9 protein-coding genes and 1 tRNA gene are annotated in these 13,192 nt (G+C 63.5%); all 10 read left to right on the forward strand.

Annotation, left to right across the window (positions count from 1 at the left end):
- On the forward strand, nucleotides 1–837 hold an 837-nt coding region (locus tag AC3A6R_RS19550), incomplete at its 5' end, for an elongation factor Tu (RefSeq protein ID WP_487865306.1).
- Between the two features lie 21 nt (nucleotides 838–858).
- Nucleotides 859–934 (forward strand) — tRNA-Trp (locus tag AC3A6R_RS19555).
- Nucleotides 935–1,068: 134 nt separating this feature from the next.
- Nucleotides 1,069–1,452 carry a preprotein translocase subunit SecE gene (gene secE / locus AC3A6R_RS19560; RefSeq protein WP_487861888.1) on the forward strand — a complete coding sequence of 128 codons (384 nt, stop codon included), beginning with the start codon at nucleotides 1,069–1,071 and terminating at the stop codon, nucleotides 1,450–1,452.
- On the forward strand, nucleotides 1,453–2,067 hold the full coding sequence (gene nusG / locus AC3A6R_RS19565) for a transcription termination/antitermination protein NusG (RefSeq protein ID WP_487861887.1): 615 nt from the start codon (nucleotides 1,453–1,455) through the stop codon (nucleotides 2,065–2,067). It begins immediately after the preceding gene.
- Nucleotides 2,068–2,206: 139 nt separating this feature from the next.
- Complete coding sequence (gene rplK / locus AC3A6R_RS19570) at nucleotides 2,207–2,638, forward strand: 50S ribosomal protein L11 (RefSeq protein WP_213958619.1); 432 nt, start codon at nucleotides 2,207–2,209, stop codon at nucleotides 2,636–2,638.
- On the forward strand, nucleotides 2,638–3,336 hold the full coding sequence (rplA, locus tag AC3A6R_RS19575) for a 50S ribosomal protein L1 (RefSeq protein ID WP_487861886.1): 699 nt from the start codon (nucleotides 2,638–2,640) through the stop codon (nucleotides 3,334–3,336). The genes rplK and rplA overlap by 1 nt, the downstream gene beginning before the upstream one ends.
- A 249-nt stretch (nucleotides 3,337–3,585) precedes the next feature.
- Nucleotides 3,586–4,122 (forward strand): 50S ribosomal protein L10, encoded by a 537-nt coding sequence (rplJ, locus tag AC3A6R_RS19580; protein WP_487861885.1) that lies wholly within the window; start codon nucleotides 3,586–3,588, stop codon nucleotides 4,120–4,122.
- Nucleotides 4,123–4,165: 43 nt separating this feature from the next.
- Entirely contained in the window at nucleotides 4,166–4,543 is a 378-nt protein-coding gene (gene rplL / locus AC3A6R_RS19585) for a 50S ribosomal protein L7/L12 (RefSeq protein WP_487861884.1), read from the forward strand.
- 249 nt (nucleotides 4,544–4,792) lie between these two features.
- Entirely contained in the window at nucleotides 4,793–8,917 is a 4,125-nt protein-coding gene (rpoB, locus tag AC3A6R_RS19590; protein ID WP_487861883.1) for a DNA-directed RNA polymerase subunit beta, read from the forward strand.
- A 20-nt stretch (nucleotides 8,918–8,937) separates the two neighbouring features.
- Entirely contained in the window at nucleotides 8,938–13,167 is a 4,230-nt protein-coding gene (rpoC, locus tag AC3A6R_RS19595) for a DNA-directed RNA polymerase subunit beta' (RefSeq protein WP_487861882.1), read from the forward strand.
- Nucleotides 13,168–13,192: the final 25 nt, after the last annotated feature.

Consider the following 13,192-nt stretch of genomic DNA (forward strand, 5'->3'; position numbering starts at 1 on the left):
ATCCTGCTGGCGCGCCAGGTGGGTGTGGGCTACATCATCGTGTTCCTGAACAAGTGCGACATGGTCGACGACAAGGAACTGCTCGAGCTGGTCGAAATGGAAGTGCGCGAACTCCTCGACAAGTACGAGTTCCCTGGCGACGACACCCCGATCATCCATGGCTCGGCCAAGCTCGCCCTCGAAGGCGACAAGGGCGAACTGGGCGAGGGCGCCATCATGAAGCTGGCCGAAGCGCTGGACAACTACATCCCGACGCCCGAGCGCGCTGTGGACGGTACCTTCCTGATGCCCGTCGAAGACGTGTTCTCGATCTCGGGCCGCGGCACGGTCGTGACCGGCGCTGTCGAGCGCGGCGTGATCAAGGTCGGCGAGGAAATCGAGATCGTCGGCATCCGTCCGACCGTCAAGACCACCTGCACCGGCGTGGAAATGTTCCGCAAGCTGCTCGACCAGGGCCAGGCCGGCGACAACGTGGGCGTGCTGCTGCGCGGCACGAAGCGCGAAGAAGTCGAGCGCGGCCAGGTGCTGTGCAAGCCCGGCTCGATCAAGCCGCACGTGCACTTCACCGCCGAGGTGTATGTGCTGTCGAAGGACGAGGGCGGCCGTCACACGCCGTTCTTCAACAACTACCGTCCGCAGTTCTACTTCCGCACGACGGACGTGACCGGCGCCATCGAGCTGCCCACGGACAAGGAAATGGTCATGCCTGGCGACAACGTCAGCATCACCGTGAAGCTGATCAACCCGATTGCGATGGAAGAAGGCCTGCGCTTCGCCATCCGTGAAGGCGGCCGCACCGTGGGTTCGGGCGTCGTGGCAAAGATCCTCGACATCTAAGCCGGGCACAAAGAGTTCCGGAGGGGTATAGCTCAATTGGCAGAGCGTCGGTCTCCAAAACCGAAGGTTGTAGGTTCGATTCCTACTGCCCCTGCCACCTAGGTGGCATCCCGCAGAGCCTGCCGCACACCGGTGGGAAGCTCGAAAAAGCCCATCGTGACCCGATGGGCTTCGGCGTCTCAAGAGGCGCATTGAATTGAAGGCCGCAGGGCCACAGGAAACCAGCCGAACATGGCCACTTCTCAAATCGAAACCGTGAGCACGGGCGCCGACAAGGCCAAGCTGGCTGCGGCAGTGCTGCTGGCAGTGGGCGCCATCGTTGCGTTCTACCTGCTTGCGCGCCACGGCTCGCTGGTGCAATGGGGCGCGCTGCTGCTCGGTCTGGCCGCCGCTGTGGGCGCCTTCGGCAGTTCGGAGAATGGGCGCCAGCTGTGGGCTTTTGGCCGCGACTCCTGGCGCGAAGTCAAGAAGGTCGTCTGGCCGACCCGCAAGGAAGCGATACAGATGACGGCCTATGTGTTCGCCTTCGTGGCGGTCATGTCCGTCTTCCTCTGGCTCACCGACAAGACGCTCGAATGGGTGTTTTTCGACCTCATTCTGGGCTGGAGAAAATAAATGACAGACGACGCAGTTGAAGAAACCACGCCGGGCGGCGCCGAAGAGGCGCCTGCCTCGTTGCTGCCTCCCGCCGCCAACCCCGACCTGCGTTGGTACGTGGTGCATGCCTATTCGGGCATGGAAAAGGCCGTCGAGCGCAACATCACCGAGCGCATCAACCGCGCCGGCATGCAGGACAAGTTCGGCCGCATCCTGGTTCCGACCGAAGAAGTGGTCGAGATCAAGAACGGCCAGAAGCGCACTACCGAGCGCCGCTTCTTCCCGGGCTATGTGCTGGTCGAGATGATCATGGACGACGAGAGTTGGCACCTGGTGAAGCACACCAACAAGGTGACGGGTTTTGTCGGTGGCGCCAAGAACCGCCCGGCCCCGATCTCGCAGAAAGAGGTCGAGGACATCGTTAGCCAGATGCAGCAGGGCACCGAGAAGCCGCGCCACAAGGTCGAGTTCACCGTGGGTGAGTTCGTGCGCGTCAAGGAAGGCCCGTTCACCGACTTCAACGGCACCGTCGAAGACGTCAACTACGAGAAGAGCAAGGTCAGCGTGTCGGTCATGATCTTCGGCCGTGCGACGCCCGTGGAGCTCGAATTCAGCCAGGTCGAAAAGACCTGAGTCCCTGCTGGCCTGCGGGCCAGAACCGTTTTCCGGCTGCGCGCTTGTCCGACTCGGCGCGCGGCCTTGACAGAAGAGTCGTTCAACCCCGGGGAGCCGCGGCCGATGCCGAGGCGATATCACCCGCAAGGAGCAAAGCATGGCGAAAAAAATCGTCGGCTTCATCAAGCTGCAAGTGCCAGCTGGTAAGGCCAACCCGTCACCACCGATCGGTCCCGCACTGGGCCAGCGTGGTCTGAACATCATGGAGTTCTGCAAGGCGTTCAACGCGCAGACCCAGAGCTACGAGCCGGGTCTGGCGCTGCCGGTGGTCATCACCGCCTTCGCCGACAAGAGCTTCACCTTCATCATCAAGTCGCCGCCGGCCGGCGTCCTGATCAAGAAGGCGATCAAGCTCGACAAGGGCTCGGCACGTCCGCACACCGACAAGGTCGGCAAGATCACGCGCGCGCAGCTCGAAGAAATCGCAACGACCAAGATGAAAGACCTGACCGCGGCCGACATGGACGCAGCAGTTCGCACCATCGCCGGTACGGCCCGCTCGATGGGCGTGAATGTGGAGGGCGTGTAATGGCCAAGAACACCAAGAAGCAGAAGTCGCTCGAAGGCAAGGTCGACAGCACCAAGCTGTACCCGTTCGGTGACGCGATCATCCTCGTCAAGGAAGCCGCCACCGCCAAGTTCGACGAATCGATCGATGTGGCCGTGCAGCTCGGCATCGACGCGAAGAAGTCGGACCAGGTCGTGCGTGGCGCCGTCGTGCTGCCCAACGGCACCGGCAAGACCAAGCGCGTGGCCGTGTTCGCCCAGGGCGCCAAGGCCGATGAAGCCAAGGCCGCCGGCGCCGACATCGTCGGCATGGACGACCTGGCTGCGATGGTCAAGGCGGGCGACATGCCTTTCGACGTCGTGATCGCCGCGCCTGACGCGATGCGCGTGGTCGGTACGCTCGGCCAGATCCTCGGCCCGCGCGGCCTGATGCCCAACCCGAAGGTCGGCACCGTGACCCCGGACGTCGCCACGGCCGTGAAGAACGCCAAGGCCGGCCAGGTCCAGTTCCGCGTCGACAAGGCCGGTATCGTGCACGGCACGATCGGCCGCCGCTCGTTCGACAACGACAAGCTGCAAGGCAACCTTGCAGCGCTGATCGACGCGCTGGTCAAGGCCAAGCCCGCGACCAGCAAGGGCGTGTACCTGCGCAAGGTGGCTGTGTCGTCGACCATGGGCCTGGGTGTCCGCGTGGACACGCAGACCATCTCGGCGAGCTGATGAGATTGGCTCCGCCCCTGGCCTGACGGCGAGGGGCGGGGCGAATGTGGTGGGTCGCGGCGGCTTCGGTTGCCGTGGGCCATCCAAGACCGCTGGCGTGCAGGGTGCCTGCACTTAATGGCCGGACCTTTTGTCCGGCGGCCAGCGCAGATGGCGATCCCGCTGCAAGGATTTGTTCCGAAACAGTTGGTCGCTGCATGTAGCGCGATCCGAGGCCCCGGCCGAAGGTCGCATTAAAAGGAGTAGACCTTGAGTCTGAATCGCAGTGAGAAAGAAGCGGTCGTCAGTGACGTGACCAGCCTCGCCGCTAAAGCTCAAACGCTCGTGATGGCGGAATACCGTGGCATCACGGTGGCCGATATGACCAAACTGCGCAGCGAAGCTCGCAGCAAGGGTGTGACCCTCAGCGTGTTGAAGAACACGCTGGCACGCCGTGCTGTCGCTGGTAGCGCATTCGAAGTCATCGGCGACCAGATGACCGGCCCGCTGATCTATGGCTTTTCCGAAGACGCAGTGGCCGCCGCCAAGGTGGTGGCCGATTTCGCGAAGACCAACGACAAGTTGGTGATTCGCGGTGGCGCATTCGGCGGCAAGGCCCTGGACGTCGACGGCGTGAAGCAACTGGCCAACATCCCTTCCAAGGAAGTGCTGCTGGCGCAATTGCTGGGCTTGATGCAATCCCCGATTTCCCGGACCGCCCGCGTGCTCGCGGCACTGGCCGAGAAGCGTGGTGGTGGCGAAGCTGCACCCGTTGCCGATGCACCGGCAGAAGCGCAAGCGGCGTAAGCCTTGCGTTTGAAAAATTCAACCCAATTGTTAGGAAACAAAAATGGCATTCGATAAAGACGCATTTCTGACCGCGCTCGACAGCATGACGGTCCTGGAACTCAACGACCTGGTGAAAGCCATCGAAGAGAAGTTCGGCGTGAGCGCCGCTGCAATGGCCGCTCCGGCCGCTGCGGGTGGCGGTGCTGCCGCTGCTGCCGCCGAAGAGCAGACCGAATTCAACGTTGTGCTCGCCGAAGTCGGCGCGAACAAGGTGTCGGTCATCAAGGCCGTGCGCGAAATCACCGGCCTGGGCCTCAAGGAAGCCAAGGATCTGGTGGAAGCCGCTCCCAAGGCTGTCAAGGAAAGCCTGTCGAAGGCTGACGCCGAAGCTGCCAAGAAGAAGCTGGAAGAAGCCGGCGCCAAGGTGGAACTGAAGTAATTCAGTCCCCCTAGAGGGCTGGAGGCGCCTGGAAAGGCCCTCCAGCCTTTGCCGCTTTCAGAGCGCACTCAAAAACCGCCCCTCAAGGCGATTTTTGAGTGTTTTCTGACCCCGACTGCAGAAGACCCCTTGGTTCGGGCGATGTGCAACGCATCGCCGTCCGCCAACGGCTGGTAGTGGCCAGCCGCCAAGCAGTGGTGCCTCGGCACCGCTGACAAGTCGCTGAAGATCTCAAGCTCCGGAGCTCTCATGGCCCAATCGTCCGCGTACAGTTACACCGAACGCAAGCGCATCCGAAAAAGTTTCGGTAACCGCGATAGCGTCGTCGAAATCCCCTACCTGCTGCAGATGCAGAAAGACGCGTACACCGCGTTCCTGCAAGCCGGCATCGCCCCCAAACAACGCACCGTCGAAGGCTTGCAGGCCGCGTTCGACGCCGCGTTCCCGATCGTCTCGCACAATGGTTTTGTCGAGATGAAGTTCCTCGAGTACAACCTCGCGAAACCCGCCTTCGACGTGCGCGAGTGCCAGACCCGCGGCCTGACCTTCGCCTCGGCCGTGCGCGCCAAGGTTCAGCTGATCATCTATGACCGCGAGTCGTCGACTTCGCAGTCGAAGGTGGTCAAGGAAGTGAAGGAACAAGAGGTCTACATGGGCGAAGTGCCGCTCATGACCGACAAGGGTTCGTTCATCATCAACGGCACCGAGCGCGTGATCGTCTCGCAGCTGCACCGTTCGCCCGGCGTGTTCTTCGAACACGACAAGGGCAAGACGCACAGCTCGGGCAAGCTGCTGTTCTCGGCTCGCGTGATTCCCTACCGCGGCTCGTGGCTCGACTTCGAATTCGACCCGAAGGACATGCTGTACTTCCGCGTCGACCGCCGCCGCAAGATGCCGGTGACGATCCTGCTGAAGGCCATCGGCCTGAACCCGGAATCGATCCTCGCGAACTTCTTCGTGAACGACAACTTCCGCCTGATGGACAGCGGCGCGCAGATGGAATTCGTTCCCGAGCGCCTGCGCGGCGAAGTCGCGCGCTTCGACATCACCGACAAGTCGGGCAAGGTCGTGGTCGCCAAGGACAAGCGCGTCACCGCGCGCCACACGCGTGAACTCGAGCAGTCGGAAACCACGCACATCAGCGTGCCTGAAGACTTCCTGATCGGCCGCGTGATCGCACGCAACATCGTCGACGCCGATTCCGGCGAGATCCTGTCCAAGGCCAACGACGAACTGACCGAAGCGCTGCTGAAGAAGCTGCGCACGGCCGGCGTGCAGGACATCCAGGTGATCTATACCAACGAACTCGACCAGGGCGCGTACATCTCGCAGACCCTGCGCATCGACGAGACGGTCGACGAATTCGCCGCGCGCGTGGCCATCTACCGCATGATGCGCCCCGGCGAGCCGCCGACGGAAGACGCGGTGCAGGCCCTGTTCCAGCGCCTGTTCTACAACCCGGACACGTACGACCTGTCGCGCGTGGGCCGCATGAAGTTCAACGCCAAGGTCGGCCGCGACGAATCGACCGGCCCGATGGTGCTGACCAACGAGGACATCCTGGCCGTGGTCAAGATCCTCGTCGACCTGCGCAACGGCAACGGCGAAGTGGACGACATCGACCACCTCGGCAACCGCCGCGTGCGCTGCGTCGGCGAACTGGCCGAGAACCAGTACCGCACCGGCCTCGCGCGTATCGAGAAGGCCGTCAAGGAACGTCTGGGCCAGGCCGAGCAAGAGCCGCTCATGCCGCACGATCTGATCAACAGCAAGCCGATCTCGGCCGCGCTGAAGGAATTCTTCGGCGCCTCGCAGCTGTCGCAGTTCATGGACCAGACGAATCCGCTGTCCGAAATCACCCACAAGCGCCGCGTGTCGGCCCTTGGCCCGGGCGGTCTGACGCGCGAGCGTGCCGGCTTCGAAGTGCGCGACGTGCACGTCACCCACTACGGCCGCGTGTGCCCGATCGAAACGCCCGAAGGCCCGAACATCGGCCTGATCAACTCGCTGGCCCTGTACGCCCGCCTGAACGAATACGGCTTCATCGAGACGCCGTACCGCCGCGTGGCCGACAGCAAGGTCACCAACGAGATCGACTACCTGTCGGCCATCGAGGAAGGCAAGTACGTGATTGCCCAGGCCAATGCGGCCCTGGACAAGGACGGCAAGCTGACCGGTGACCTCGTGTCGGCGCGTGAAGCCGGCGAATCGATCCTGGTCGGTGCAGAGCGCGTCCAGTACATGGATGTGTCGCCCGCGCAGATCGTGTCGGTGGCCGCATCGCTGGTGCCGTTCCTCGAGCACGACGATGCGAACCGCGCGCTGATGGGCGCCAACATGCAGCGCCAGGCCGTGCCCGTGCTGCGCCCCGAAAAGCCGATGGTCGGTACCGGTATCGAACGCGTCTCCGCGGTCGACTCGGGCACCGTGGTCACGGCAACCCGTGGCGGTATCGTCGACTACGTCGATGCGACCCGTGTCGTGGTGCGCGTGAACGACGCCGAAGCGGCTGCCGGTGAAGTCGGTGTGGACATCTACAACCTGATCAAGTATCAGCGTTCGAACCAGAACACCAACATCCACCAGCGTCCGATCGTCAAGCGCGGCGACAAGATCGCCAAGGGCGACGTGATCGCCGACGGCGCATCGACCGACCTCGGCGAACTGGCCCTCGGTCAGAACATGCTGATCGCGTTCATGCCCTGGAACGGCTACAACTTCGAAGACTCGATCCTGATCTCGGAACGCGTCGTGGCTGAAGACCGCTACACCTCGATCCACATCGAGGAACTGGTGGTGATGGCGCGCGACACCAAGCTCGGTGCCGAGGAAATCACGCGCGACATCCCGAACCTGGCCGAGCAGCAGCTCAACCGCCTCGACGAGTCCGGCATCATCTATGTCGGCGCCGAAGTGCAACCGGGCGACACGCTCGTGGGCAAGGTCACGCCGAAGGGCGAGACCACGCTGACGCCTGAAGAGAAGCTGCTTCGCGCCATCTTCGGCGAGAAGGCTTCCGATGTGAAGGACACCTCGCTGCGTGTGGACCAGGGCTCGCAAGGCACCGTGATCGACGTGCAGGTGTTCACCCGCGAAGGCATCACGCGCGACAAGCGCGCCCAGCAGATCATCGACGACGAACTCAAGCGCTTCCGCCTCGACCTGAACGATCAGCTTCGCATCGTCGAAGCCGACGCGTTCGATCGTATCGAGAAGCTGCTGACGGGCAAGGTCGCCAACGGCGGCCCGAACAAGCTGGCCAAGGGCACCAAGCTCGACAAGGCTTACCTGTCGTCGGTCGAGAAGTTCCACTGGTTCGACATCCGCCCGGCGGACGACGAAGTGGCGTCGCAGCTCGAGTCGATCAAGAACTCGCTCGAGCAGACGCGCCATAGCTTCGACCTCGCCTTCGAGGAAAAGCGCAAGAAGCTCACGCAGGGCGACGAGCTGCCCGCGGGCGTGCTCAAGATGGTCAAGGTCTACCTGGCCGTCAAGCGCCGCCTGCAGCCCGGCGACAAGATGGCCGGCCGCCACGGCAACAAGGGTGTTGTCTCCAAGATCGTTCCGGTCGAGGACATGCCCCACATGGCCGACGGCACGCCGTGCGACATCTGCCTGAATCCGCTGGGCGTGCCTTCGCGGATGAACGTGGGCCAGGTGCTCGAAGTGCACCTGGGCTGGGCCGGCAAGGGCATCGGCCAGCGCATCGGCGACATGCTGCAGCAGGAGGCCAAGGTGGCCGAGCTGCGCAAGTTCATGGAGCAGCTCTACAACGGCTCGGGCCGCAAGGAAGACCTCAGCCAGCTGAGCGACGGCGACGTGCTGGAGATGGCGGCCAATCTGCAGACCGGCGCGACCTTCGCGACGCCGGTGTTCGACGGTGCCTCGGAAGAGGAAATCCGCGGCATGCTGAAGCTCGCCTACCCGGACGATATCGCCAAGCTCAAGGGCCTGACCGACACGCGCACGCAGGCCTACCTGTTCGACGGCCGCTCCGGCGACCAGTTCGAGCGTCCCGTCACCATCGGCTACATGCACTTCCTGAAGCTGCATCACCTGGTGGACGACAAGATGCACGCGCGCTCGACCGGTCCGTACTCGCTCGTCACGCAGCAGCCGCTCGGCGGCAAGGCGCAGTTCGGCGGCCAGCGCTTCGGTGAGATGGAAGTGTGGGCGCTCGAAGCCTACGGCGCCGCTTACGTGCTGCAGGAAATGCTGACCGTGAAGTCCGACGACGTGCAAGGCCGTACCAAGGTGTACGAAAGCATCGTCAAGGGCGAGCACACCATCGAAGCCGGCATGCCGGAGTCGTTCAATGTGCTGGTCAAGGAAATCCGTTCGCTGGGCCTCGACATCGAGCTCGAGCGTTCGTAATCAGAAGAGGAAAGAGTCACATGAAATCGCTACTCGACCTGTTCAAGCAGTTCACACCCGATGAGCATTTCGATGCCATCAAGATCGGCATGGCTTCGCCCGAGAAGATCCGTTCGTGGTCTTTCGGCGAGGTGAAGAAGCCCGAGACGATCAACTACCGCACGTTCAAGCCCGAGCGCGACGGCCTCTTCTGCGCCAAGATCTTCGGCCCCATCAAGGACTACGAGTGCCTGTGCGGCAAGTACAAGCGCCTGAAGCACCGCGGCGTGATCTGCGAGAAGTGCGGCGTCGAAGTCACGCAGACCAAGGTGCGCCGCGAGCGCATGGGCCACATCGACCTGGCCGCGCCCTGCGCGCACATCTGGTTCCTGAAGTCGCTGCCGTCGCGCCTGGGCCTCGTGCTCGACATGACGCTGCGCGACATCGAACGCGTGCTGTACTTCGAAGCCTACGTGGTGACCGACCCCGGCATGACCCCGCTGAAGAAGTTCAGCATCATGTCCGAGGACGACTTCGATGCGAAGCGCAAGGAATACGGTGACGAGTTCATCGCCAAAATGGGCGCCGAAGGCATCAAGGACCTGCTGGAGGGCATCGAGCTCGACAGCGAGATCGAGAAGCTGCGCGGCGACCTGACCGGCTCCGAAGTCAAGGTCAAGAAGAACTCCAAGCGCCTGAAGGTGCTCGAGGCCTTCCGCAAGTCGGGCATCAAGCCCAACTGGATGGTGCTCGAAGTGCTGCCCGTGCTGCCACCGGACCTGCGTCCGCTGGTGCCGCTGGACGGCGGCCGCTTCGCGACCTCCGACCTGAACGACCTGTACCGCCGCGTCATCAACCGCAACTCGCGTCTGCGCCGCCTGCTGGAGCTCAAGGCTCCGGAAATCATCGCGCGCAACGAAAAGCGGATGCTGCAGGAAGCAGTCGACTCGCTGCTCGACAACGGCCGCCGTGGCAAGGCCATGACGGGCGCCAACAAGCGCGCGCTCAAGTCGCTGGCCGACATGATCAAGGGCAAGAGCGGCCGCTTCCGCCAGAATCTGCTGGGCAAGCGCGTCGACTACTCGGGCCGTTCGGTCATCGTGGTGGGCCCGACGCTCAAGCTGCACCAGTGCGGCCTGCCCAAGCTGATGGCGCTCGAGCTGTTCAAACCCTTCATCTTCTCGCGCCTCGAAGCCATGGGTATCGCCACCACCATCAAGGCGGCGAAGAAGGAAGTCGAATCCGGCACGCCGGTGGTCTGGGACATCCTGGAAGAGGTCATCAAGGAGCACCCGGTCATGCTGAACCGTGCTCCGACGCTGCACCGCCTGGGCATCCAGGCCTTCGAGCCGATCCTGATCGAAGGCAAGGCGATCCAGCTGCACCCGCTGGTTTGCGCGGCGTTCAACGCCGACTTCGACGGCGACCAGATGGCCGTTCACGTGCCGCTGTCGGTGGAAGCGCAGATGGAAGCCCGCACGCTGATGCTGGCCTCCAACAACGTGCTGTTCCCGGCCTCGGGCGAGCCCTCGATCGTGCCTTCGCAGGACGTGGTGCTGGGCCTCTACTACACGACCCGCGACCGCATCAACGGCAAGGGCGAGGGCCTGATCTTCTCCGACATCGGTGAAGTTCAGCGCGCACTCGACGCCAACGAGGTCGAGCTGACCGCCAAGGTCGCTGTGCGCATCACCGAGTACACCAAGAACAAGGAAACCGGCGAATTCACGCCGTCGACCTCGCTCGTGGACACCACGGTGGGCCGTGCGCTGCTGTCCGAGATCCTGCCCAAGGGGCTGCCGTTCTCGAACATCAACAAGGCGTTGAAGAAGAAGGAAATCTCCAAGCTCATCAACATCTCGTTCCGCAAGTGTGGCCTGAAGGAAACCGTGGTGTTCGCAGACAAGCTGCTGCAGAACGGCTTCCGCCTGGCGACCAAGGCCGGCATCTCGATCGCCATCGACGACATGCTCGTGCCTGCCGAGAAGCACGGCATCATCGAGCGCTCCGCCAAGGAAGTGAAGGAGATCGAGCAGCAGTACGTCTCGGGCCTGGTGACCTCCGGCGAGCGCTACAACAAGGTGGTGGACATCTGGGGCAAGGCCGGCGACGAAGTGTCGAAGGTGATGATGGCCAAGCTCTCGAAAGAGAAGGTCATCGACCGCCACGGCAAGGAAGTCGAGCAGGAGTCCTTCAACTCCATCTACATGATGGCCGACTCGGGCGCTCGCGGTTCCGCTGCGCAGATCCGCCAGGTGGCCGGCATGCGGGGCCTGATGGCCAAGCCCGACGGTTCGATCATCGAGACGCCCATCACCGCGAACTTCCGCGAAGGCCTGAACGTGCTGGAGTACTTCATCTCCACCCACGGCGCCCGGAAGGGCCTGGCCGACACGGCACTGAAGACCGCGAACTCGGGCTACCTGACGCGTCGCCTGGTCGACGTGACGCAAGACCTGGTGGTCACCGAGCAGGACTGCGGCACGCACGGCGGCTACCTGATGCGCGCCATCGTCGAAGGCGGTGAAGTGATCGAGTCGCTGCGCGACCGAATCCTGGGCCGCTCGGCTGCGGACGATGTGCTGCATCCGGAAAACCGTTCGGTGCTGCTGAAGGCCGGCGAGATGTTCGACGAAGACAACATCGAGGTCCTGGAGGCCGAGGGCGTCGACGAAGTCAAGGTCCGTACCGCGCTGACCTGCGAAACCCGCTTCGGCATCTGCGCGACCTGCTACGGCCGGGACCTGGGCCGCGGCGGCCTGATCAACATCGGCGAAGCCGTCGGTGTGATCGCGGCGCAGTCGATCGGCGAACCGGGCACGCAGCTGACGATGCGTACGTTCCACATCGGTGGCGCGGCATCGCGTGCGGCGGTGGCCTCGAGCGTCGAAGCCAAGTCCAACGGCGTGATCGGCTTCAACGCCACGATGCGCTACGTGACCAACAGCAAGAACGAACTGGTGGTGATTGCACGTTCGGGCGAGATCGTCATCCATGACGAACACGGCCGCGAGCGCGAGCGCCACAAGGTGCCGTACGGCGCGACCCTGGCCGTCAAGGCCGACCAGCAGATCAAGGCCGGCCACGTGCTCGCCAACTGGGATCCGCTGACGCGCCCGATCATCACCGAGTTCGCCGGCAAGACGCAGTTCGAGAACGTCGAGGAAGGCCTCACGGTCGCCAAGCAGGTGGACGAAGTGACCGGTCTGTCGACCCTGGTCGTGATCGACCCGAAGCGCCGCGGCGCTGCCAAGGTCGTGCGCCCGCAGGTGAAGCTCATCGACGCCTCCGGCGCCGAAGTGAAGATTCCGGGCACCGACCACTCGGTGACGATCGGCTTCCCGATCGGCTCGCTGGTGCAGATCCGCGACGGCCAGGACGTGGGCCCCGGCGAAGTGCTGGCGCGTATTCCGGTCGAAGGCCAGAAGACGCGCGACATCACCGGCGGTCTGCCGCGCGTTGCCGAGCTGTTCGAAGCCCGTTCGCCGAAGGACAAGGGCATGCTGGCCGAGATGACCGGTACCGTGTCGTTCGGCAAGGAAACCAAGGGCAAGATTCGCCTGCAGATCACCGACCCCGAAGGCGGCGTCTACGAAGAGCTCGTGCCGAAGGAAAAGAACATCCTGGTGCACGAAGGCCAGGTGGTGAACAAGGGCGAGAGCGTGGTGGACGGTCCGGCGGACCCGCAGGACATCCTGCGCCTCTTGGGTTCGGAAGAGCTCGCGCGCTACATCGTGGACGAAGTGCAGGATGTGTACCGCTTGCAGGGTGTGAAGATCAACGACAAGCACATCGAGGTGATCGTTCGCCAGATGCTGCGCCGCGTCGTGGTCGACAACATCGGCGAGACCAGCTACATCTCCGGCGAACAGGTCGAACGCAGCGAAATGCTCAACACCAACGACGCCCTGCGCGCCGAAGGCAAGATCCCCGCGACGTTCACGAACCTGCTGCTCGGTATCACGAAGGCGTCGCTCTCGACCGACTCGTTCATCTCGGCTGCGTCGTTCCAGGAAACGACGCGCGTGCTGACCGAGGCCGCGATCATGGGCAAGCGCGACGAACTGCGCGGCCTGAAGGAAAACGTCATCGTCGGCCGCCTGATTCCCGCAGGCACCGGCATGGCCTACCACCAGGCACGCCGGGCCAAGGACGCGATGGATGACGCCGAGCGCCGCGCCATCGCCGAGTCCGAGGCCGCCGAGCTGGCGGGTTCGACGAGCGATGAGTCCACCACGGCCGACGCCAGCGAAGGCGCCGCGTCCGAATAACGGGTTAGCATCGCCGGCATGACCG

It is taken from the genome of Variovorax sp. Soil_C_19 (genome assembly GCF_057657255.1).